At 55.3% G+C, this 19,061-nt stretch carries 17 protein-coding genes; 10 read left to right on the forward strand and 7 right to left on the reverse strand.

Features of this window, described 5'->3' with window-relative positions; all coding sequences use genetic code 11:
* Positions 1 to 3: 3 nt before the first annotated feature.
* Positions 4 to 504: a peptidylprolyl isomerase gene (locus ACW17M_RS19120; RefSeq protein WP_022523310.1), complete on the reverse strand. Its 501-nt coding sequence runs from the start codon at positions 502 to 504 to the stop codon at positions 4 to 6.
* 155 nt (positions 505 to 659) lie between these two features.
* On the opposite strand from ACW17M_RS19120, the gene ACW17M_RS19125 reads away from it, so the two are divergent.
* The 10 genes from ACW17M_RS19125 (at position 660) to ACW17M_RS19170 (ending at position 13,287) form a co-directional block, all read left to right on the forward strand.
* Complete coding sequence (locus ACW17M_RS19125; protein ID WP_138801431.1) at positions 660 to 2,339, forward strand: glutamine--tRNA ligase/YqeY domain fusion protein; 1,680 nt, start codon at positions 660 to 662, stop codon at positions 2,337 to 2,339.
* A gap of 19 nt (positions 2,340 to 2,358) precedes the next feature.
* Complete coding sequence (cysS, locus tag ACW17M_RS19130) at positions 2,359 to 3,753, forward strand: cysteine--tRNA ligase (protein WP_022523312.1); 1,395 nt, start codon at positions 2,359 to 2,361, stop codon at positions 3,751 to 3,753.
* A 115-nt stretch (positions 3,754 to 3,868) separates the two neighbouring features.
* The gene (gene osmF, locus ACW17M_RS19135; protein WP_009287804.1) at positions 3,869 to 4,795 is read left to right on the forward strand and encodes a glycine betaine ABC transporter substrate-binding protein OsmF; all 927 of its coding nucleotides are present in this window, start codon (positions 3,869 to 3,871) and stop codon (positions 4,793 to 4,795) included.
* Positions 4,796 to 4,843: 48 nt separating this feature from the next.
* Positions 4,844 to 6,043, forward strand: a complete 1,200-nt coding sequence (locus tag ACW17M_RS19140; protein WP_039859820.1) for an ABC transporter permease — start codon at positions 4,844 to 4,846, stop codon at positions 6,041 to 6,043.
* Entirely contained in the window at positions 6,040 to 7,002 is a 963-nt protein-coding gene (locus tag ACW17M_RS19145; protein WP_022523315.1) for an ABC transporter ATP-binding protein, read from the forward strand. Before ACW17M_RS19140 ends, ACW17M_RS19145 begins: the two co-directional genes overlap by 4 nt.
* Positions 6,983 to 7,768: an ABC transporter permease gene (locus ACW17M_RS19150; RefSeq protein ID WP_039859821.1), complete on the forward strand. Its 786-nt coding sequence runs from the start codon at positions 6,983 to 6,985 to the stop codon at positions 7,766 to 7,768. The genes ACW17M_RS19145 and ACW17M_RS19150 overlap by 20 nt, the downstream gene beginning before the upstream one ends.
* A 182-nt stretch (positions 7,769 to 7,950) precedes the next feature.
* The gene (locus ACW17M_RS19155) at positions 7,951 to 9,153 is read left to right on the forward strand and encodes a thiamine pyrophosphate-dependent dehydrogenase E1 component subunit alpha (protein WP_027959577.1); all 1,203 of its coding nucleotides are present in this window, start codon (positions 7,951 to 7,953) and stop codon (positions 9,151 to 9,153) included.
* Position 9,154: 1 nt separating this feature from the next.
* Complete coding sequence (locus ACW17M_RS19160) at positions 9,155 to 10,132, forward strand: alpha-ketoacid dehydrogenase subunit beta (protein ID WP_009287805.1); 978 nt, start codon at positions 9,155 to 9,157, stop codon at positions 10,130 to 10,132.
* A 38-nt stretch (positions 10,133 to 10,170) separates the two neighbouring features.
* Complete coding sequence (locus tag ACW17M_RS19165; RefSeq protein ID WP_039859822.1) at positions 10,171 to 11,424, forward strand: 2-oxo acid dehydrogenase subunit E2; 1,254 nt, start codon at positions 10,171 to 10,173, stop codon at positions 11,422 to 11,424.
* Positions 11,425 to 11,439: 15 nt separating this feature from the next.
* A complete protein-coding gene (locus tag ACW17M_RS19170) occupies positions 11,440 to 13,287 on the forward strand; it encodes a protein kinase domain-containing protein (protein WP_457547951.1) in 1,848 nt (615 codons plus the stop codon).
* Between the two features lie 10 nt (positions 13,288 to 13,297).
* Here the strand turns inward: ACW17M_RS19170 and ACW17M_RS19175 are convergent, their stop codons facing one another.
* The 6 genes from ACW17M_RS19175 to ACW17M_RS19200 form a co-directional block, all read right to left on the reverse strand.
* Positions 13,298 to 13,915 carry an ABC-type transport auxiliary lipoprotein family protein gene (locus ACW17M_RS19175; protein WP_009287808.1) on the reverse strand — a complete coding sequence of 206 codons (618 nt, stop codon included), beginning with the start codon at positions 13,913 to 13,915 and terminating at the stop codon, positions 13,298 to 13,300.
* Positions 13,912 to 14,853: an MlaD family protein gene (locus ACW17M_RS19180; protein WP_039859823.1), complete on the reverse strand. Its 942-nt coding sequence runs from the start codon at positions 14,851 to 14,853 to the stop codon at positions 13,912 to 13,914. The genes ACW17M_RS19175 and ACW17M_RS19180 overlap by 4 nt, the downstream gene beginning before the upstream one ends.
* Positions 14,854 to 14,859: 6 nt before the next feature.
* Entirely contained in the window at positions 14,860 to 15,684 is an 825-nt protein-coding gene (locus ACW17M_RS19185; protein WP_039859896.1) for an ABC transporter ATP-binding protein, read from the reverse strand.
* Complete coding sequence (locus ACW17M_RS19190; RefSeq protein ID WP_022523323.1) at positions 15,684 to 16,814, reverse strand: MlaE family ABC transporter permease; 1,131 nt, start codon at positions 16,812 to 16,814, stop codon at positions 15,684 to 15,686. The genes ACW17M_RS19185 and ACW17M_RS19190 overlap by 1 nt, the downstream gene beginning before the upstream one ends.
* Before the next feature lie 93 nt (positions 16,815 to 16,907).
* Positions 16,908 to 17,729, reverse strand: coding sequence for an IclR family transcriptional regulator (locus tag ACW17M_RS19195; protein ID WP_027959572.1), 822 nt, complete (start codon positions 17,727 to 17,729; stop codon positions 16,908 to 16,910).
* A gap of 102 nt (positions 17,730 to 17,831) precedes the next feature.
* On the reverse strand, positions 17,832 to 19,040 hold the full coding sequence (locus tag ACW17M_RS19200; RefSeq protein WP_009287810.1) for a 3-oxoadipyl-CoA thiolase: 1,209 nt from the start codon (positions 19,038 to 19,040) through the stop codon (positions 17,832 to 17,834).
* Between the last annotated feature and the right edge of the window lie 21 nt (positions 19,041 to 19,061).

The raw sequence follows: 19,061 nt of genomic DNA on the forward strand, positions 1-19,061 counted from the left end.
GCGTTATTCCGCGTCTTTGACGTACGCGCGCTCGATAATGACATCTTCGGAGGGGACGTCGGCGTGCATGCCGCGGCGAGACGTGGCTACGTTTTTAATCTCATTGACCACATCCATCCCGTCAACGACTTCGCCAAATACCGCATAGCCCCAGCCTTGAAGGCTTTTACCGCTGTGATCAAGAAAACTATTATCGCCCACATTGATAAAAAACTGCGCAGTGGCAGAGTGGGGATCCTGGGTGCGTGCCATGGCCAGGGTGCCAACGGTATTTTTCAAGCCGTTGTCGGCTTCGTTGTCGATAGGGTCGCGGGTCGGCTTTTGGTTGAACTCCTTATCGAAACCACCCCCTTGCACCATGAAGCCGTCAATGACGCGATGGAACAGGGTGCCATCATAAAACCCGTCGCGCACATACTGTTCAAAATTCGCCGCACTAATTGGCGCTTTTTCGTGGTTAAGAGCGATGGTGATGTCACCGTGGTTCGTTTGTAATACGATCATAGATAAATTCCTGTTCAATAAAGGCGTTCGCCTTGGCGCTGTGCATCGGCGTCACGTTATAATAGCGGTTTTGCCCTGCACCGCGAAGGGCCATAGGAGTATCCTATGTCCTCACGGCGCAGCACGCCATCCACCACGAGGTTATCAACACCATCATGACCAACGAGACCACCCCAGCGCCGAACTTCATTCGCAACCAAGTACGCGACGAAATCGAGGGCGGCCAGGTCACTAAAATCGTGACGCGCTTCCCCCCGGAGCCCAATGGCTTCCTGCATATCGGCCATGCGAAGTCGATCTGTCTAAATTTCGGGTTGGCGGAGCAACTGGGTGGCGAGTGTCATCTACGTTTTGACGACACCAACCCTGCCAAAGAAGAGCAGGCTTACATCGATGCGATCAAAGAGGACGTCAGCTGGCTAGGCTTTGAATGGGCAGGCCCGGTGCGTTTTGCGTCTGACTACTTCGACCAGCTCTATGCCTGGGCGCAGCACTTAATGCGTGAAGGCAAAGCCTACGTTGACGACCTGTCGCCGGATGAAATCCGCGAGTATCGCGGCACCCTGACGGCGCCGGGTAAACCCAGCCCTTATCGCGAACGCAGCGCCGAGGAGAACCTGGATTTGCTCGCGCGTATGCGTGAAGGTGAGTTTGGCGAAAGTGAAAAGGTCGTGCGCGCCAAGATTGACATGGCCTCACCCAATATCAATCTACGCGACCCGATTATTTACCGTATTCGTCATGCCAGCCATCACCAGACTGGCGACAAGTGGAAAATCTATCCCTCTTACGACTTCACCCATGGTCAGTCGGATGCTATTGAAGGTATTACCCACTCGATCTGCACCCTGGAATTTGAAGATCACCGCCCGCTGTACGAGTGGTTTTTAAATAATCTGCCAGTACCCGCGAAGCCGCGCCAGATCGAATTTGCACGGCTGAATCTCGACTACACCCTGACTTCCAAGCGTAAGCTGAAGCTGCTGGTGGATGAACAAATCGTCGATGGCTGGGACGATCCGCGGATGCCGACGATCTCCGGCATGCGTCGCCGTGGCTATACGCCCGCGTCAATTCGTAAATTCTGCGAGATGATTGGCGTCACCCGTGCCGACGGTGGCCTGGTGGATATCGCCATGTTGACCCACGCCATTCGCTCGGATCTTGAGGACAATGCCCCGCGCGCCATGTGTGTGTTAAAGCCGCTGAAAGTCGTGCTCACCAACGTGCCGGAAGATCACCAGGAGGTGTACGAGGTTCCTGGCCACCCCGCCCGTGAAGATATGACGGTGCGTCAGGTGCCGTTTAGTCGCGAGCTGTATATCGACCAAGACGACTTTATGGAAGACGCGCCTAAAAAGTTCTTCCGCTTGGCACCCGGTAAAGAAGTACGCCTGCGCAATAGCTACGTGATTCGTTGTGATGAGGTGTTCAAAGACGCCGCCGGTGAGATCAGCGAACTGCACTGTTCGGTGGATTTCGATACGCTGGGTAAAAACCCCGAAGGGCGTAAGGTCAAAGGCGTTATTCACTGGGTCAGCGCTGCACACGGCGTGCCAATGGAAGTGCGTCTTTACGACAACCTGTTCACCGTTGAGCAGCCTGATCGCGATAAAGATGTCGATTTTCTAGAGCATCTTAATCCGGAGTCGCTGGTCGTTTGCCAAGCCATCGGAGAGCCAAGCTTAGCCTTCGCAACGCCCGAGTCACGCTTCCAGTTCGAGCGCGTCGGCTACTTCTGCGCTGACCGTCACGACTCTACGCCAGAGCATTTGGTGTTTAACCGTACCGTGGGGTTGAAAGATAGCTGGGCTAAAATCAAGCAGAAGGGCTAAAACAAACATGGATAGCCATATGCATATTTACAATACGCTGACGCGCCGCAAAGAACCTTTCACCCCACTGGAAGCGGGTAAAGTGAGCATGTATGTCTGCGGCATGACGGTGTATGACTACTGCCACCTAGGGCACGCTCGCGTCATGGTCGCCTTTGATGTCATCACCCGCTATCTTCGAGAACGCGGCTATGACGTTAACTACGTGCGCAACATTACCGATATCGACGATAAGATCCTCAAGCGCGCGGACGAAAATGGCGAAAGTATCACTGCGCTGACAGAGCGCATGATTGATGCCATGCACGAAGACGAGGCGCGCCTATTTGTATTGCCGCCCAGCCATGAGCCCCGCGCCACCGGCCATATCGACGATATCGTGGCAATGATTGAAACGCTGATTGAAAAAGGCTTTGCCTACGCGGCCGATAACGGTGATGTCTACTATCGGGTGCGCAAATTCGCTGATTACGGCAAGCTCAATAACCGCCAGTTAGACGATATGCGTGCAGGCAGCCGGGTTGATGTGGATGTTCATAAAGAAGACCCGCTCGATTTCGTGCTCTGGAAGGCAGCCAAACCGGGGGAGGCGCATTGGGCGTCGCCCTGGGGTAACGGCCGGCCTGGCTGGCACATCGAGTGCTCGGCGATGTCGACCTGCTGCCTGGGTGACACTTTCGATATTCATGGCGGCGGGCCGGATTTAACCTTTCCACACCATGAAAATGAGATCGCTCAATCCGAGGCGGCCACTGGCAAAACCTACGTCAATACCTGGATGCACGCAGGCGCTGTGCGGGTGAATCAGGAAAAGATGTCCAAATCCCTGGGCAACTTTTTCACCATTCGCGACGTGCTGGCCGAGCACGACCCAGAAGTGGTGCGTTTTCTGCTGGTGGCGAGTCACTACCGTAGCCCGATCAACTACTCGGTTGATTCACTGACCGAGGCGCGTAAATCGCTAACGCGCTTGTACACCGCGCTGGAAGGTCTTGAGCTAGGCGCGGCAAATAGTGATGACGCTTCGGCTTACCGTGAGCGCTTTACTCAGGTAATGGATGATGACTTCAATACCCCCGAAGCTTTGGCGGTGATGTTTGAGCTGGCTCGCGAGGTCAATCGCGCCAAGCAAGAACAGCCTAATGAAGCTGCCAAGCTGGCGGGCGAGTTAAAGCAGCTTGGGTCAGTTTTGGGGCTTCTTCAGCAAGAGCCACAAACGTTCTTAAAAGGCACGCAGCAGCAGGGTATGCCGCTCAGCGAGAGCGAGATCGAAGCGAAAATTGCTCAGCGCATTGAGGCTAAGGCGAATAAAGACTTCGCCCAAGCGGATGCGATCCGCGATGAGCTTGCCGCTTTAGGGATTATTCTCAAGGACTCCCGAGAAGGCACGTCTTGGGTATTAGAAGCACCTTAACCCAAAAACCTTCATCTCTCGTTGGTGGCTTATGCGCTAACTTAAACGCTGATGGCTCTTATAATGACTATAAGAGCCTCGGTCGTTTAAAGCCCACTTCAAAAGGAATTCAAAGATGCGCTTTTCAGCCAATTCTTTCATTGCTAAGCCCTTAATCGCTGCTTGTGCCGTATCCCTCGCGGCATTCTCCCAAGTCAGCGCTAACGAGCCTGTGGTGGTGTCATCCAAAATCGATACAGAAGGCTCTGTTCTGGGCGAGCTGATTATTCAGACCCTGGAGCGCAATGACATTGCGACCGAAAACCGCTTACAGCTGGGCGGCACTAGCGTTGTCCGCACTGCGCTTGAAGCGGGCGAGATTGACCTTTATCCAGAATACACGGGTAATGGCGCGTTCTTTTTCGATATGACCGACAGTTCAGTATGGAATAATGCAGATCAGGCTTATGAAACAGTGCGCGAGCGTGATGCGCAGCAAGGCTTGATATGGCTGCAGCCTGCCAGCGCTAATAACACTTGGGCAATGAGCGTCCGCGAGGATGTTGCCGAGGAAAATGAGCTGGTGAGTCTAGAAGATCTAGCCGCCTATTTGGCTGACGGCGGCGAGTTCAAATTTGCTGCAAGCGCTGAGTTTGTCGAGTCTTCACAAGCACTGCCCGCATTTCAGGAAGCCTACGGTTTTGAGTTGAGTGATGATCAACTGTTGGTGCTCTCTGGTGGTAATACCGCTGCTACCATGCGTGCTGCCGCCCAACAGACCAGCGGCGTTAATGGCGCCATGACCTATGGCACGGACGGTGGCTTAAGTGCGCTGGGGCTGGTCGTGCTGGAAGATACCAAGGGCGTGCAACCGGTGTATCAGCCTGCCCCCGTGGTGCGTGAAAGCGTACTTGAAGCCTATCCAGAAATAGAAGCGCTGCTCAATGAGGTTTTCACTAGCCTTGATCTGGTCACTCTGCAAACGCTCAATGCCGATGTCGCCGTTAACGGGCTGTCTCCATCCCAAGTGGCCAGCGACTACCTCGATTCGCTTAATAATTAATGCCTGGTAATCTTATAATTTAATGCTAACGCTCGGGATAACTAATTAATGTCGTTGATGGATGCACTGCCCACCCCGCGGCTTCGTTGGGAAGGGTGGCACCCTAACGTTGTGCTCGTTAGCCTGAGCCTTATTATGCTGGCTGCATTCTGGTTACTTGATGTGGTCAGCATGGCCCCCAACCGGATTGTGTTAGGGACGGGGCATGGCGCACTGGAGGCTTTTGGCTGGCCAGGTGCGCTATTGGCAACGCTATTGCTCTCCTTTATCGGTATTCTCGCGTGCCAGCCAACCCATCGTCACTACCGAGCGCTGTTAGCGGCGGTGATAGTGATCATGGCGCTAATGCCAGTGGGGTTGATGGCGAGCAGCTATTTACTGATTGACCCTGAGATGCCTCAAGCGCGTTTAGGCATGGGAGCGGCGTATTGGGTTGTTCTGTTTGTACTGCTGCTGTGTTTAGTAGAACTACGCTTGCGCTTAAACCTCACGCGGGTATGGCCCACGCTATTGCTATGTGGTGTCGCGCTGATGTGGTGGCTCTGTGCAGCTTTTGGGCTGGAGACGCTTGCCCTCGTTCAAGAATTTAAAGCCCGTGATCAACAGTTTCTAAGCGCCGTCGCGCAGCACATTAAGCTGGTCAGTATCGCCGTCAGTGTCAGCATTGTGCTTGGGCTGGCACTTGCCATGCTGATGCGCCGCTATGCCCGGCTGCAGAAGGGCGCGTTTGCTGTGCTCAATTTTCTTCAAACCATTCCCAGTTTGGCGCTATTCGGTCTACTGCTGGCGCCGCTAGCCTGGCTTGCCACCAACGTGCCTTTTTTAGCCCAGCTTGGCGTTAGCGGTATTGGCACTACGCCCGCCTTAATTGCACTGATTGGCTACAGCCTGCTGCCCATTGTGCGCAACACCTATACCGCGCTTGAACAAGTCAGTCCCGATACATTAGAAGCCGCCAAAGGCATGGGCATGCGTGCCGGGCAGCGTTTTTGGCAGGTGCGGTTACCGCTGGCGCTGCCGGTGCTGTTGGAAGGGGTGAGAATTACCACTGTTCAGGCCATTGGGCTTACCGCCGTTGCCGCTCTGATTGGTGCGGGCGGGTTAGGTACTTTTATTTTTCAAGGCTTAGGTCAGGCCGCCATGGATATGGTGCTGCTTGGCGCACTGCCTATTTTAATGCTGGCTCTGGTGGTGGATGCGGGCTTAGGTGCCTTGGCAGAAGCGCTGCGCCCCGGAGGAACAAGATGATCGAACTATCCCACGTATCCAAGCGGTTTGGGGATGAAACCGCGGTGGACGATATTTCTCTACGGGTGGCGAAGGGTAAATTCTGTGCGTTAGTGGGTACCTCGGGCTGTGGTAAATCGACCACCTTGCGCATGATCAATCGCTTAATTGAGCACAGCGAAGGCGACATCATCCTCGATGGGCAGGCGATAGACGCGTATGACCCTGTAAAACTACGTCGCCGGATTGGCTATGTGATACAGCACACCGGGCTGTTTCCCCACTGGAACGTTGCGCGCAACATCGGTCTGGTGCCACGGTTATTGAAGTGGTCAGCAACGGACGTCCAGTCACGGGTGGCCGAGCTAATGCATTTGCTCGGTTTGCCAGTGGATGAGTTTGGGCATAAATACCCGCATCAGCTTTCAGGGGGGCAGGCGCAGCGAGTGGGTGTTGCGCGTGCCCTGGCGGCAGACCCGGATATTTTGTTGATGGATGAACCCTTCGGCGCGCTTGATCCTATTACCCGTGAAAAGCTACAGGATGAGCTGGCCAAGCTACAAGCACGGCTGCATAAAACCGTAGTGTTTGTGACCCATGATATGGATGAAGCGCTTAAGCTGGCGGATCACTTAGTGGTGATGCGCGAAGGTCGAATCGTGCAACAAGGTTCACCGCTGGCGCTATTACAAAGCCCTGCCGACCCTTTTGTCGAGTCGCTTTTAGGTGGGCTGGAAAGAGGCCTTAAACAAGCCGCGTTAACCCGTGTGAAAGATCATATGACCTCTATGGGGCCTACCTTGCCCGCGCAGTCGCGCATCCCTGGGACTTTCTCGCTACGTCAGGCGCTTTCCATGATGCTGCGCGATCATAGCGACCGGTTGACCGTTGTTGACCAACATGATGTGCCGGTCGGTGAGCTATCGTTGCGGAGAATTATCAAGGAGGCTCAACTGGACAATGGAAACCCGCGTGAGTAACTCGCTAAGCGTCGCCCAGCCCCACAAAAAAGCCCCACAATGGCTATGGCCACTGCTTTGGGGGGCGCTGCTAATGATGAGCGTCTTTGCCATGTCGGCTGCCGAGCCCCTATTTCGCTGGATTGAGCCCGATGCCCGGCAAGTCATCTACGATCGCGCCGGTTTTGTCACTTTGCTAGGCCGCCACCTCTTTGTCGTCGGCATTGCAGCGGTGGTGACCATTATCGTGGGAGTCGCGGCGGGTATCGCCGTTACCCGCAGGTGGGGGAGTGATTTTCTACCACTGGTGGCCCAGTTGGCATCGCTGGGGCAAACGTTTCCCCCCGTGGCCGTCCTGGCGCTGGCGGTGCCCGTTCTGGGTTTTGGCACCCTACCGATTATTGTCGCTTTGATGCTCTATGGTTTGCTGCCTATCGTGCGCAATACCCTTGCCGGTCTGCAGGGCGTCGAAAGCGAAATTAAAACGGCGGCTCACGCGATGGGCATGAAGCCAACGCAAATCCTGTGTCAAGTTGAGCTCCCTCTGGCAGCACCGGTCATTCTGGCGGGCATCCGAACCTCGGTGACCATCAATATTGCCACTGCCGCGTTAGGGGCTACCGTGGGAGCAAGTAACCTTGGTGACCCGATTATCTCCGGCATCGTGAACGGCAATATGGCCTATGTGGTTCAAGGGGCGCTGACCATTGCATTGTTGGCCCTGACGATTGATAGCTTGTTCGAAGTGTTGCAGCGTCAACTACGTGCGCGTATCTCTGATGACTGATTTTTCTGCGTTTTAACCTCTCTGCATCTTAAGTAGCATCCCTAAAGTCCTTGCGCTGCGTTATTGTCCTAAATGTTGTGGTAGATAGATGTTGCGTTGACCTATGACAGATAAATCCACTGGCATAAACGGTCAATACCAACAACACTGCCCTCAAAAGGGGCAAAACAAGGACAATAATGATGACACAGTACGTACACCAGCCGGACTTCATGACCGGCGACGAATTTTCAATTCCTACTTTCAGCCTGCTTAACCCAGAAGGTGAGCTGCATAGCGACGCTGATGAGCCCGCGCTTGAGCGTGATCACGCCCGGCGTATCTATCAGGCGATGCTGGCCACGCGTATTCTCGATGAACGTATGATGGCTGCTCAGCGCCAGGGGCGGTTGAGCTTTTATATGCAGTGTACCGGGGAAGAGGCCGCTGTAGTGGGCGCCACTGCTGCGCTAAATGACGCCGATATGATTATGGCCCAGTACCGCGAGCAGGGCGCTTTAATGTATCGCGGCTTCTCGATCGACGAATTCATGAATCAGCTGTTCGGCAACGAGCTGGACTACGGCAAAGGCCGCCAAATGCCGATTCACTATGGGTCGCGCAAGCTGCACTACATGACCATCTCGTCCCCCTTAGCGACTCAGATTCCTCAGGCCACGGGCTACGCCTACGGCCAAAAATTGGCTGGTAACGGTCACTGCACGTTAACGTTTTTTGGTGAAGGCGCCGCCTCCGAGGGAGACTTCCACGCCGCGCTGAATATGGCCTCAGTGCATCAGGTGCCGGTGATATTCTTCTGCCGTAACAATGGCTATGCCATTTCCACGCCTGCCGTCGAGCAGTTTGCCGCCGACGGTATCGCCCCCCGAGCCTTTGGCTACCACATGCACGTGATCCGGGTAGATGGTAACGATGTGCTGGCGGTCTACGAAGCGACGCGGCAGGCACGCAAGATCGCCGTTGAGAAAAATCAGCCGGTATTGATCGAGGCCATGAGCTATCGCCTTGCCGCGCACTCCTCTTCCGACGACCCCTCTGGCTATCGCTCGAAAGATGAGGAGGAGGTGTGGCGCGCCAAAGACCCACTGCTGCGGCTGCAAAAATGGCTCTTGAAGAAACAGTGGTGGAGCGAAGAGGAGGAGGCTACCCAGCAGGAAACCCTGCGCCGTGAAGTACTGGAAACCATGAAGCGGGCTGAGAAGCGCTCATCGCCGCCGCTAGAGAGCCTGATCAGCGATGTGTATGCCGATATAACCCCATCGCTGCAGCGCCAATTCGATCAGTTAAAACGCCATATCCGTCGCTACCCAGAGGCTTATCCCCGCGGGGCGCAGTCGTTGGATTTAGACGTGGGCACCGAGACTGATACTCAGGGAGAGGCGTAACATGGCTACCATGAACATGCTCCAGGCAATTAATAATGCACTGGATATCGCCATGGCAGAGGATGAAAAAGTCATCTGCTTTGGTGAAGATGTGGGTATTTTTGGCGGCGTATTTCGGGCCACCAGTCACCTGCAGGAGAAGTACGGCAAAGCGCGCTGTTTCAATACGCCACTTGTCGAACAGGGCATTATCGGCTTTGCCAATGGCTTGGCGGCCCAGGGCTCGGTGCCTGTGGCAGAAATACAGTTTGCCGACTATATCTTTCCGGCGTTTGACCAGATCGTTAACGAAACCGCCAAGTTCCGGTACCGCTCAGGCGATCTGTTTAACGTTGGTGGTTTGACGATTCGCACTCCTTACGGTGGCGGTATCGCTGGTGGCCTTTATCACTCTCAATCACCGGAAGCTTATTTCACCCATACACCTGGATTAAAGGTGGTGGTGCCGCGCAACCCATACCAGGCTAAAGGGCTACTGCTTGCCGCTATTCGCGACCCGGATCCGGTGCTTTTTCTGGAGCCTAAGCGTCTTTATCGTGCTTCAGTCGGTGAAGTGCCCGAAGAGGATTACCAGCTTCCCATTGGCGAAGCCGAAATCACCAAGGAGGGCACGGATATTACCGTGGTAGGCTGGGGCGCGCAGATGGAGGTGATCGGCAAAGCGGTCGAGCTAGCCGAAGAGCAGGGCATCGCCTGTGAAGTGATCGACCTGCGCTCACTGCTGCCCTGGGATGCGGATACGGTGGCTGAATCGGTGTTAAAAACCGGCCGACTGGTGGTGAGCCATGAAGCCCCGTTAACCGGTGGCTTTGCCGGTGAAATCGCTGCCACTATTCAAGAGCGTTGTTTTCTCTACCTGGAATCGCCCATTGCCCGGGTGACGGGTCTGGATACGCCTTTTCCACTGGTGCTGGAAAAAGAGTATCTGCCTGATCACCTGAAGATTTTTGAAGCGATTCGCGAAAGCGTCAACTTTTAGTGGCTATTAATGCCTAAGTACGCATGGGGAGAAAAACAATGAGCGATTTTTTATTGCCTGATATTGGCGAAGGCATCGTCGAGTGTGAAGTCGTCGAATGGCGCGTCGCTGAAGGCGATCAAATTGAAGAAGATCAGCCTATCGTTGAAGTCATGACCGACAAGGCGCTGGTGGAGATTACCGCCCCCGAAGCCGGTGTGGTGACCAAACTGTATGTGGCCCAGGGCCAAATTGCCAAAGTGCATGCGCCGCTGTATGCCTATCAAGTGGATGGGGCTAGTAACAATAATAGTGAGGCCGAACCAGACGGTGCGCAATCGGCCGCCAGTGAAAAGCCAATGGCACAGACGACAGAATCGTCCAACCCTACAGGTATTCCGGCTGCTGGCCGCTTATATGACAAGGTGCCAGCCAGCCCCGCCGTTAGACGCCTAGTGCGTGAACACTCTCTACAGCTCGCGGAGATCGCTGGCAGCGGCAAAGACGGTCGGGTGCTAAAAGAGGACGTGTTGGCGCATCTGGATCAAGCACTCCAAGCTTCAGCTTCATCTAGCCAAACCGTTGTTAACAACCAAGCTGAAACTCAGGCACCCAGAGTGGAGCCCCTCCGCGGTGTGCGGGCGGTCATGGCCAAGCGCATGGTCGAGGCAGCCAGCACCATTCCCCATTTTCACTACGGTGAAGAGATCGACGTTACTGCACTGTTGGCGCTGCGGGAGCGCTTAAAGCCGCTAGCCGAGGCTCAGGGCGAACGGCTGACGCTAATGCCGTTTTTTATGAAAGCCATGGCGCTAGCCGTCGCCGAAGAGCCTATCGTTAATGCCCAGTTAAATGCGGCTGGGGATGAGCTGCACTACTACCCCCATTGTAATATCGGTATGGCGGTGGATAGCAAAGCGGGTTTGATGGTGCCCAATGTCAAAAACGTTGAGCGCTTAACCCTGTTGGAAATTGCCCGGGAAGTCGGCCGGCTAACCACCTCGGCGCGGGAGGGGCGGGTTGATCAGGCGGATCTAAAAGGCGGCACCATTAGTATTTCCAATATTGGGGCGTTGGGAGGTACCTACGCCGCGCCTATCATTAACGCCCCCGAGGCCGCTATTGTGGCGATTGGTAAAACCCAGTGGCTACCACGCTTTGATGAGCAGGGTGCGGTACAGCGCCGGGCGATCATGACCATCACCTGGGCGGGCGATCACCGTTTTATCGACGGCGGTACCATTGCGCGTTTCTGTAATGCCTGGAAGGGCTTTCTCGAAGCCCCAGAGACCATGCTGCTTCACTTAGGCTAGCAAGCAAGGTGACTTATGTCCCAGGCACCGCTTCAGCAGTTTTATATACCTGAAGAGCAGTCGGTCTATCTGCTGAGCCATCACGATGCCCGTAAGCTTAAAGACTGGGTAGCGCTATGCCAGGCGCAGCTCTCCCAGTTGGGCTATCAGGGCATCGAGCTCATTGGCAAGGGTGCCTACGGTTTTGTATTTGCCGGCAGCACCGTCCACCAAGGCGCTAAAGCGCATTATGTCTTTAAATTCTCCCGCATTACCCTACCTGTGCACTTGCAGGAGCGCCTCGAAGAAGAGGCGTTTATGCTGGAACAGGTGTCCCATCCACGCATTCCAGGTCTTATTGCTTACCAGCGCTCCCGGGGGCAGTCCATTCTGGTAATGGAGCGTGCCCCCGGCTGGAATTTAGAGCAGGTATCGCTTAAGCAGGGGCGCCTCTCTCCACGCTTGATTGTGCGCATTGCGGCGCAGTTGGCCGACATCCTGCTTGCCCTGCGGCGGGAGTCAGGGTCCCAGGCACGTCCGGTGGTGCATGGCGATATTAAGCCTTCTAACTTGGTGTATGACGCCGAGCAGGAGTCTATTGCGTTAATCGACTGGGGCTCATCGGTATTTGCCCAACTAGACGCGCAACTGCAGTTTGTGGGCGCCAACGTGATGGAGCTGATGTCGGACAATTTGCAGCAAACCAATGCCCGCCTGGGCGATGTTTACTTTATCGGCGAAGAGCAGTTGAACGGCGCACTGTCATCGCCGCGATTCGACGAGCAGGGCGCGGCGGGTACCCTGTATGCGCTGGCGTCGGCGCAGTCGTGTCGATTTGGCCATCGGGCGATTCCCGCCAGTTCGCTGGGGTTGCCGATGGAGTTTGCCCGCACCCTGGATGGCATGCTCGACCCCGACCCTCAGGTACGGCGCAAAGCGGGCGACTACTTTTTAAAAAACATGCCGCGAATGGCCAGGGTAGTAATGATCGATCTGCCCACATCGCTCAGTGTCCCGCTGGTACCGGTATGGGCGTGTCCTGCGCATCAGGAGATCGATACCGTGGTATATAGCTCGCGCAAAGCCTTTCTACGCGAAGCGAATGCACAGGAAACCCTGAATGATGTCAATGATGTGCAGTTAGACCGCTACTACAAGCAGTTTATGCAGGGTATGGGGGAAACCGAAAAAGCCTTTTTGGCGTCGGTGAGCCGCCTGGGCAAATATCCGGTGGTAGGGGGATTGGCGGTTCGCTGGGAGCGTGAGGGTGTGTATATCGATTCGTCGTTAAATTTACACGACCCTACGCTGAAGCCCGCCTTTATTGAAGCGGTCAATAATATGGTGCACTTGGCGCGGGCGATTCATCGTCAGGGCGTGTTTAAAAGCTGCTTGTTTAATGCCCGCCAAACACTGCACTTAGAACGTACTTCCGTGGATGAAGCCTTCGTTAGCGAACCCAGCATGGCGATAGGCTATGAGTTGAGCGCAGTACCGGAGCTTGAAGATCGCACCCGTCAGCACAGCTACTTCGAAGATGGCCCCGACCCAGAAGAGCTATTGGTGCTGCCCGAGGCGATTATGCATGTGCTGCAGCAGCTCAATGACATTCACCATACCGGCATGATCATTTTTGAAGCGCTGCCACAACACCTCAAAATACATAGCTACTATCGTCTGCTGGATCCGGCTCGAGAGGACGAGTTCCGCACGCTGCTGGCGCGCATTCTCGCCTCGGTAGACCAAATCGAGGGCCTAGGCGTCTCGGGCTACATGAAAATGCCCTACAAGGATACCCGCTACTTTGCGCACCTGGAAAGCCAGCCAGAACGCTACTACCCCCGCGACCCGCGGGAGTATGCCCGCAGGGCAACCACTTCTTAACTATGCTGACTTAGTCAATGGTGGCTTCCTGTTGATTGGCCAGCCAGTTGACCAACTGCTCAGTAAGTTCGTCGCTAGCAGCACCAAATGCATCAACCACATCAGGAATATCAGTGCTTATAGATTGCGCGCTGGTGGTAAAGCTCTGAGTAGCGATTGAAGCGTGGTTTTGAGTGCTGACGAGCTGAACATCGAGCTGAACCTTCACCGTGGGCGGACGGGTAGCGTAGTCGCTCTGAAAGTGACGTAGTTCACTCAGTAGCAATAGCTCGGAAGGCAGGCTATCGCTACCCACGCTGGCGAATAGGCGGCTCTGCTGTAACCCAGTGATCAAGCGCGATTGGAGTAAAGCAGAGGCATTCTCTTGCCAGCGGGCACCTTCGTAGACATTAACAATATTGCCCTCCGGGTAGACTAAAATGCGGTTGCTACTCAGTAAATGCCCCGCCTGTGGGGCCGCCACCGCCAGGCGTTGGCGGGTGGTCATAGAATCTGATGTGACGGGCTGTATATCGCTACTGGGCAGACGATACAGGGTCGCTGGCTCACTTTCGGGCAATATTGAGCAGCCACTGCTGAGTAGCAGCGCAGCGCTAACTAAAGCGATGGCGGTGGAGCGTAATGTCATGGGCGGAACTCCTCTACCTGATCACGGCCTAGGAAAAAGTCCGTTGGGCTCTCCTCTAGCTGGCGGGTAATACGATCTAGCGTATCGAGCGTGGAGCGCAGCGAAGAGAGCGCCGGGGCAATATCTTGCGCACCCTGTAAGCTACCTTCGATGGCCCCAGCGTTAGTCTCCACTAACTGCTCGATGCGCTGTGCCGCACGTGCCACATCGCGGCTTGCATCGGCAGCGCTCTCCATTACCAGCCGGCCATCTTGACGCAGTAGCTGTGTCGCTTCCTGGCTAAGTTCGTCGATGCTGCTAAGCGTGTTAGTTGCCTGGCGAGTGGCTTCGCCGAAAAGCGCCATATTCTGGTCTAGGGCGTTCTGCTGGGCGGCAATCATTTCGGTGATCTGAGCAATGTTGGTTAAAATACTGCCTGCCTGGTCACGGTTATTATCGTCAAACAGTTCGTTGACGTTTTGCAGGATTGAATTGATGTTTTCGATCATATCTTCGCCCTCATCAAACAGCGTAGCGATGGGCGAAGGGTCTGCGTTTATAAACGGTGCTTCGATATCGGTTTGGTCAATTAGCAGTGGGGCTTCAGGGGTGCCGCCGTGAAGTTGCACGGACATGCTGCCGGTGATACTGGCAAAGGCAAGTTTTGCCCGGGTGTCTGTCTTAATCGGTGCGTCATCGTAGACGCGGATATGGGCAATCACTTGCCGAGGGTCATCAGGATTAAGGTTAAGCTCGGTGACGTCCCCCACCTCAATACCGTTATACTGCACTCGGCTGCCGACCGATAAGCCGCTAACGCTGCGCTCAAATAGAATACGATAAGGCTGGTAGCTACGTTCGCCCGCTGCATAGCTCATCCAAAGTGCAAACAGCAGCGCGCCAGCGGCAGTGGCCAGCGTGAAGAGACCGATTAAAACGTGATGCGCCCGTGTTTCCATGTGCAGTCACTCCTGGACGTTTGCATTATTTGAAGAGCCGGTATGAGCACGCTGAGCGGCTCGACCACGCGGGCCGTGAAAGTAGTCTTGAATCCACTCGTCGTCGGTGTCCGCCACTTTATCAATGGTATCTACGACTAATACGCGTTTTTGTGAGAGTACCGCTACCCGGTCGCAGGCGGCGTAGAGCGTATCCAAGTCATGGGTGACCAGGAATACGCTGAAACCCAGCGCATCGCGAAGGGTGACCAGCAACTGATCGAAGGCCGCAGCGCCAATAGGGTCAAGCCCCGCCGTGGGCTCATCAAGAAACAGGATGTCAGGATCAAGCGCTAAGGCACGGGCAAGGGCGGCGCGCTTGACCATGCCGCCAGACAGCGACTCAGGAAACTGCAGCGCGGCCTGTGGCGGCAGCCCGACCAACGCTAGCTTTACCCTGGCAAGATGCTCGGCGTCTTCACGGGGTAGCCTGGCGTGTTCAATTAGCGGTAGGGCAATATTTTCTTGCAGGTTCAACGAGCTGAACAGCGCACCGCGTTGAAACAGTACACCAAAGCGCCGCTCTATTTGACTGCGCTGTGCCTCGTTAAGCTCGTTAAGGGTTGTGCCTAGGACTTCAACCGTGCCGTCATTGGGGCGCTTCAAACCAACGATGCTGCGTAACAGCACTGATTTGCCGGTACCAGAACCGCCTACAACGCCGAGGATTTCCCCGCGTTCAAGGGTCAGATCTAAATTTTCGTGAACCACATGAGCGCCAAAGTGGTTCACCAAGCCTCGAACCTTAATGACCGGGAGGTCGTTTTGCTCTGTCGGTTTATCTGAATTGATCACCAGCCCATCTCCATAAAGAATAGCGCGGCGACGGCATCAATCAGAATCACCATAAAAATCGACTGAACGACGCTTGACGTAGTGTGTTCTCCCACCGACTGCGCACTGCCGCTGACCTTAAAGCCTTCAAGGCAGCCGATAACGGCGATTACAAAGGCAAACACCGGTGCTTTGCTAAGCCCTACCAAAAAGTGTGTCACCGATACGTCTTTTTGCAGCGTGGCCATGAACTGGGTAAGTGAAATATCCAGTGACAAAGAGGTGACCATGGCACCACCCGCTAAGCCGCTGAGCATGCCCACAAACGCTAGCATGGGCAGGCTAATTAACATCGCCATTACCCGTGGCAGCACCAAAAGCTCGATAGGATCTAGCCCTTGGGCCTGCAGGGCATCAATCTCTTCATTGGATTTCATGGCGCCGATCTGGGCAGTAAAGGCGCTGGCGGTTCGTCCCGCTAATAAAATTGCAGCAAGCAGAACGCCGAACTCTCGTAAGAATGAGAACGCAACAAGATCGATGGTATAAATCGTGGCGCCAAAATCCTGCAAAACGGTAGCGCCAAGGAAAGCCACAACGGCACCCACCATAAAGGTGAGTAGCGCGACGATGGGTACGGCATTAAGACCGCTCTGCTGAATATGGGCAACGGTGGCCGTTAGGCGCCAGTGGCGTGGCCGCAATGCCAGATGGAATAGGGTAGCCACGACGAGACCAATAAAGGCCAGCAGCTGGCGCTGCTGAGACCAAAGCCCCGCCATGTGTTGGCCCACGCTGGCAAGCGCTTGGCTAATACGCGAATAGGAGGGGGGATCAACGTCAAGCGGCGCTTCCATGGCTTCGGCAATACGCACCAGCAGCGCCTGCTGTTCTTTCGGCAGTTCTGCTGCCCAATCCGCTACCGCCTGTGCTTTCTCAACGCCAATCAGCTCTACAATGAGTATGGCACCGGCGGTATCAAGGCGAGTTATTGCGTCTAACGAAACCGTCGCACCCGTTGGCTTGCCAAGTTCGGTTCGAGTTTCACTGTGATTAAGCGCCGCTTTGATATAGCGGTAATTGGCAAGTGTCCACTCGCCTTTAAGGGTGACTGTTTGATCATGACGCGCTATCCACTCGCTTGGCATCCCCACTCCTCGGCGCTCTTGGTATCGCTGCGCTTGTTTAGAAGTCTATGATGCATTCAAACGGGCGTTAGTTAAAGTCTCCCTAGCTTGAATTTACCTTGCCGAGCGGTTTCTTGGCGCTAGTTCCTGCTTAATCTGATTAGCGACTTCTTTGAGACGTGGGCCTAAGTTATTAACCAAGCGGTCGTGATCCAAGCGCAGGCTGGAGCCGCCGCAGTTAATCGCCATGACCTCGGCGCCATCTTCTAAAATTAGCGGCATCGCCACCGCGCTAATATCGCGCTGCCAATCCTGCTCAGAGAGACAAAAACCGTACTGTGCATAGTCTTTGAAACTCTGTTGTATACCCGCTTCATAACGCGGCCAGTCGCTACCATACTCGCTGGCCAACTCTTGGAGCACCTGCTGGCGCCGTTCGTCAGACAAACCGCATAGCCAGGCACGACCAATGGCGGAAGTGGCAATGGGCAGGCGGGAGCCCGTGTCCAGGCGAATGATTAGCGGGCCATGGCCGTGGCAGGTTTCCAAATAAACCATGTCACTGCGGTCGGCCCCGCCCAGGCTAACGTTACAGTCGGTGGCATCAGCAAATTTCTGCAGATGCGGGCGAGCAATTTCGCGAATGCCCATATTGGCGAGAAAGCGATATCCCAAGGCTAAGACACCTGGCCCAAGGCGGTACTTTTCCAGGTGGGTATTGTGTTGGAGATAGCCCAACTGCGTCAGGGTATAGGTTAAACGTGACACCGTCGGGCGAGGGATACTCGTACGGTTGGAGAGCTCAGCATTGCCTAAATACTCTTCACCTGCGCCAAAGGCGCGCAGTAACTCTAAACCGCGCGCGAGGGCAGTCACAAAGTTACGATCTTTTCCTGGCAACTGCGGGTCGTCAGCATCAGTGTCGGTGGGGTGCATTCAATATCCCAACAATAGGTGGCTTATGGCGCCCAGTATCGCATATCTACTTAGACGCAGCGTTCATGCCTCTCAACGAAATAGCGGCTGTTTGACACTAAATCAGCTGTCCAGACGCTCGATAATCGTGGCAATGCCCTGACCGACGCCGATGCACATGGTAACCAACGCATAGCGCCCACCGGTCGCTTCAAGCTGTCGGAGAGCCGTAAGCGCCAAGCGTGCTCCTGATGCCCCCAGAGGATGACCAATGGCGATAGCGCCGCCGTTGGCGTTCAAGCGTGGATCATCAACGGAGAGACCCAACTGCTGCACGCAGCCAAGCACCTGAACGGCAAACGCTTCGTTGATTTCAATCACATCCATCTGCTCAAGGGTAAGCCCTGCACGCGCCAACGCCTTTTGTGAAGCGGGTACTGGCCCTAACCCCATAACCCGCGGAGCCACACCGGCAACGGCGCTGGCGACAATGCGCGCGCGCGGCGCTAGGCCCACACGTTCACCGGCGGCCTTGGTGCCGACAATCATGGCAGCGGCGCCGTCATTCAGGCCCGAGGCATTTCCGGCGGTGACCACGCCACCCTCGAATAGCGAGCCCAGTCGGGCCAGTTTGTCTTCGCTGCTTTGTGGGCGGGGGTGTTCGTCTTTTTCCACCAACAGTGGCGGCTGTTTACGCCCTTGGGGCACCTCTACGCCAAACATCTCGCCGTCGTAGAAACCTGAGGCCAGCGCTTGGGCGTAGCGGGCCTGAGAGCGGGCGGCAAAGGTGTCGCTTTCATCGCGGCTAATATTCAGGTCGTGGGCAATGTTATCAGCAGTTTCCGGCATGCTGTGGCTGCCGTACTCCTTAGCAATCCAGGGGTTGGGAAAGCGTGAGCCAATCACCGTGTCGTACAGCGGCTGGTTGCGGGCATAGGGGGAGTCCGCTTTACCCAACACATAAGGTGCACGGGACATGGACTCAACGCCGCCTGCTAAAAACAGCTCGCCTTCACCTAGCCGTGCCGCCCGGGCCGCATCCATCATCGCTGCCAAGCCACTGCCGCAAAGCCGGTTAACGGTTTGCCCTGCCACTTCGATGGGCAGACCTGCCAACAGTGCGCCGTGACGGGCTACGTTTCGGGAGTCTTCCCCCGCTTGGTTGGTGCAGCCTGCCAGCACCTCTTCATAGCTTGCTGGCGCGAATGGGTTGCGGGCTACCAGTGTTTTAAGCGTCAGCCCCAACAGCTCATCTGGGCGAATAGCCGCTAAGCTGCCACCGTGGCGACCAAAAGGGGTACGTAAACCGTCGTAAATATAGGCGTCTTGCATGGTGATGCTCCTTGTTATTGG

This window comes from Vreelandella sp. 2A-K22, assembly GCF_054065485.1.

Coding starts and splice junctions, on each gene's coding strand:
- ACW17M_RS19120 (WP_022523310.1), bottom strand. CDS start 504: ATGATCGTATTACAAACGAACCACGGTGACATCACCATCGCTCTTAAC.
- ACW17M_RS19125 (WP_138801431.1), top strand. CDS start 660: ATGACCAACGAGACCACCCCAGCGCCGAACTTCATTCGCAACCAAGTA.
- cysS (WP_022523312.1), top strand. CDS start 2,359: ATGCATATTTACAATACGCTGACGCGCCGCAAAGAACCTTTCACCCCA.
- osmF (WP_009287804.1), top strand. CDS start 3,869: ATGCGCTTTTCAGCCAATTCTTTCATTGCTAAGCCCTTAATCGCTGCT.
- ACW17M_RS19140 (WP_039859820.1), top strand. CDS start 4,844: ATGTCGTTGATGGATGCACTGCCCACCCCGCGGCTTCGTTGGGAAGGG.
- ACW17M_RS19145 (WP_022523315.1), top strand. CDS start 6,040: ATGATCGAACTATCCCACGTATCCAAGCGGTTTGGGGATGAAACCGCG.
- ACW17M_RS19150 (WP_039859821.1), top strand. CDS start 6,983: ATGGAAACCCGCGTGAGTAACTCGCTAAGCGTCGCCCAGCCCCACAAA.
- ACW17M_RS19155 (WP_027959577.1), top strand. CDS start 7,951: ATGACACAGTACGTACACCAGCCGGACTTCATGACCGGCGACGAATTT.
- ACW17M_RS19160 (WP_009287805.1), top strand. CDS start 9,155: ATGGCTACCATGAACATGCTCCAGGCAATTAATAATGCACTGGATATC.
- ACW17M_RS19165 (WP_039859822.1), top strand. CDS start 10,171: ATGAGCGATTTTTTATTGCCTGATATTGGCGAAGGCATCGTCGAGTGT.
- ACW17M_RS19170 (WP_457547951.1), top strand. CDS start 11,440: ATGTCCCAGGCACCGCTTCAGCAGTTTTATATACCTGAAGAGCAGTCG.
- ACW17M_RS19175 (WP_009287808.1), bottom strand. CDS start 13,915: ATGACATTACGCTCCACCGCCATCGCTTTAGTTAGCGCTGCGCTGCTA.
- ACW17M_RS19180 (WP_039859823.1), bottom strand. CDS start 14,853: ATGGAAACACGGGCGCATCACGTTTTAATCGGTCTCTTCACGCTGGCC.
- ACW17M_RS19190 (WP_022523323.1), bottom strand. CDS start 16,814: ATGCCAAGCGAGTGGATAGCGCGTCATGATCAAACAGTCACCCTTAAA.
- ACW17M_RS19195 (WP_027959572.1), bottom strand. CDS start 17,729: ATGCACCCCACCGACACTGATGCTGACGACCCGCAGTTGCCAGGAAAA.
- ACW17M_RS19200 (WP_009287810.1), bottom strand. CDS start 19,040: ATGCAAGACGCCTATATTTACGACGGTTTACGTACCCCTTTTGGTCGC.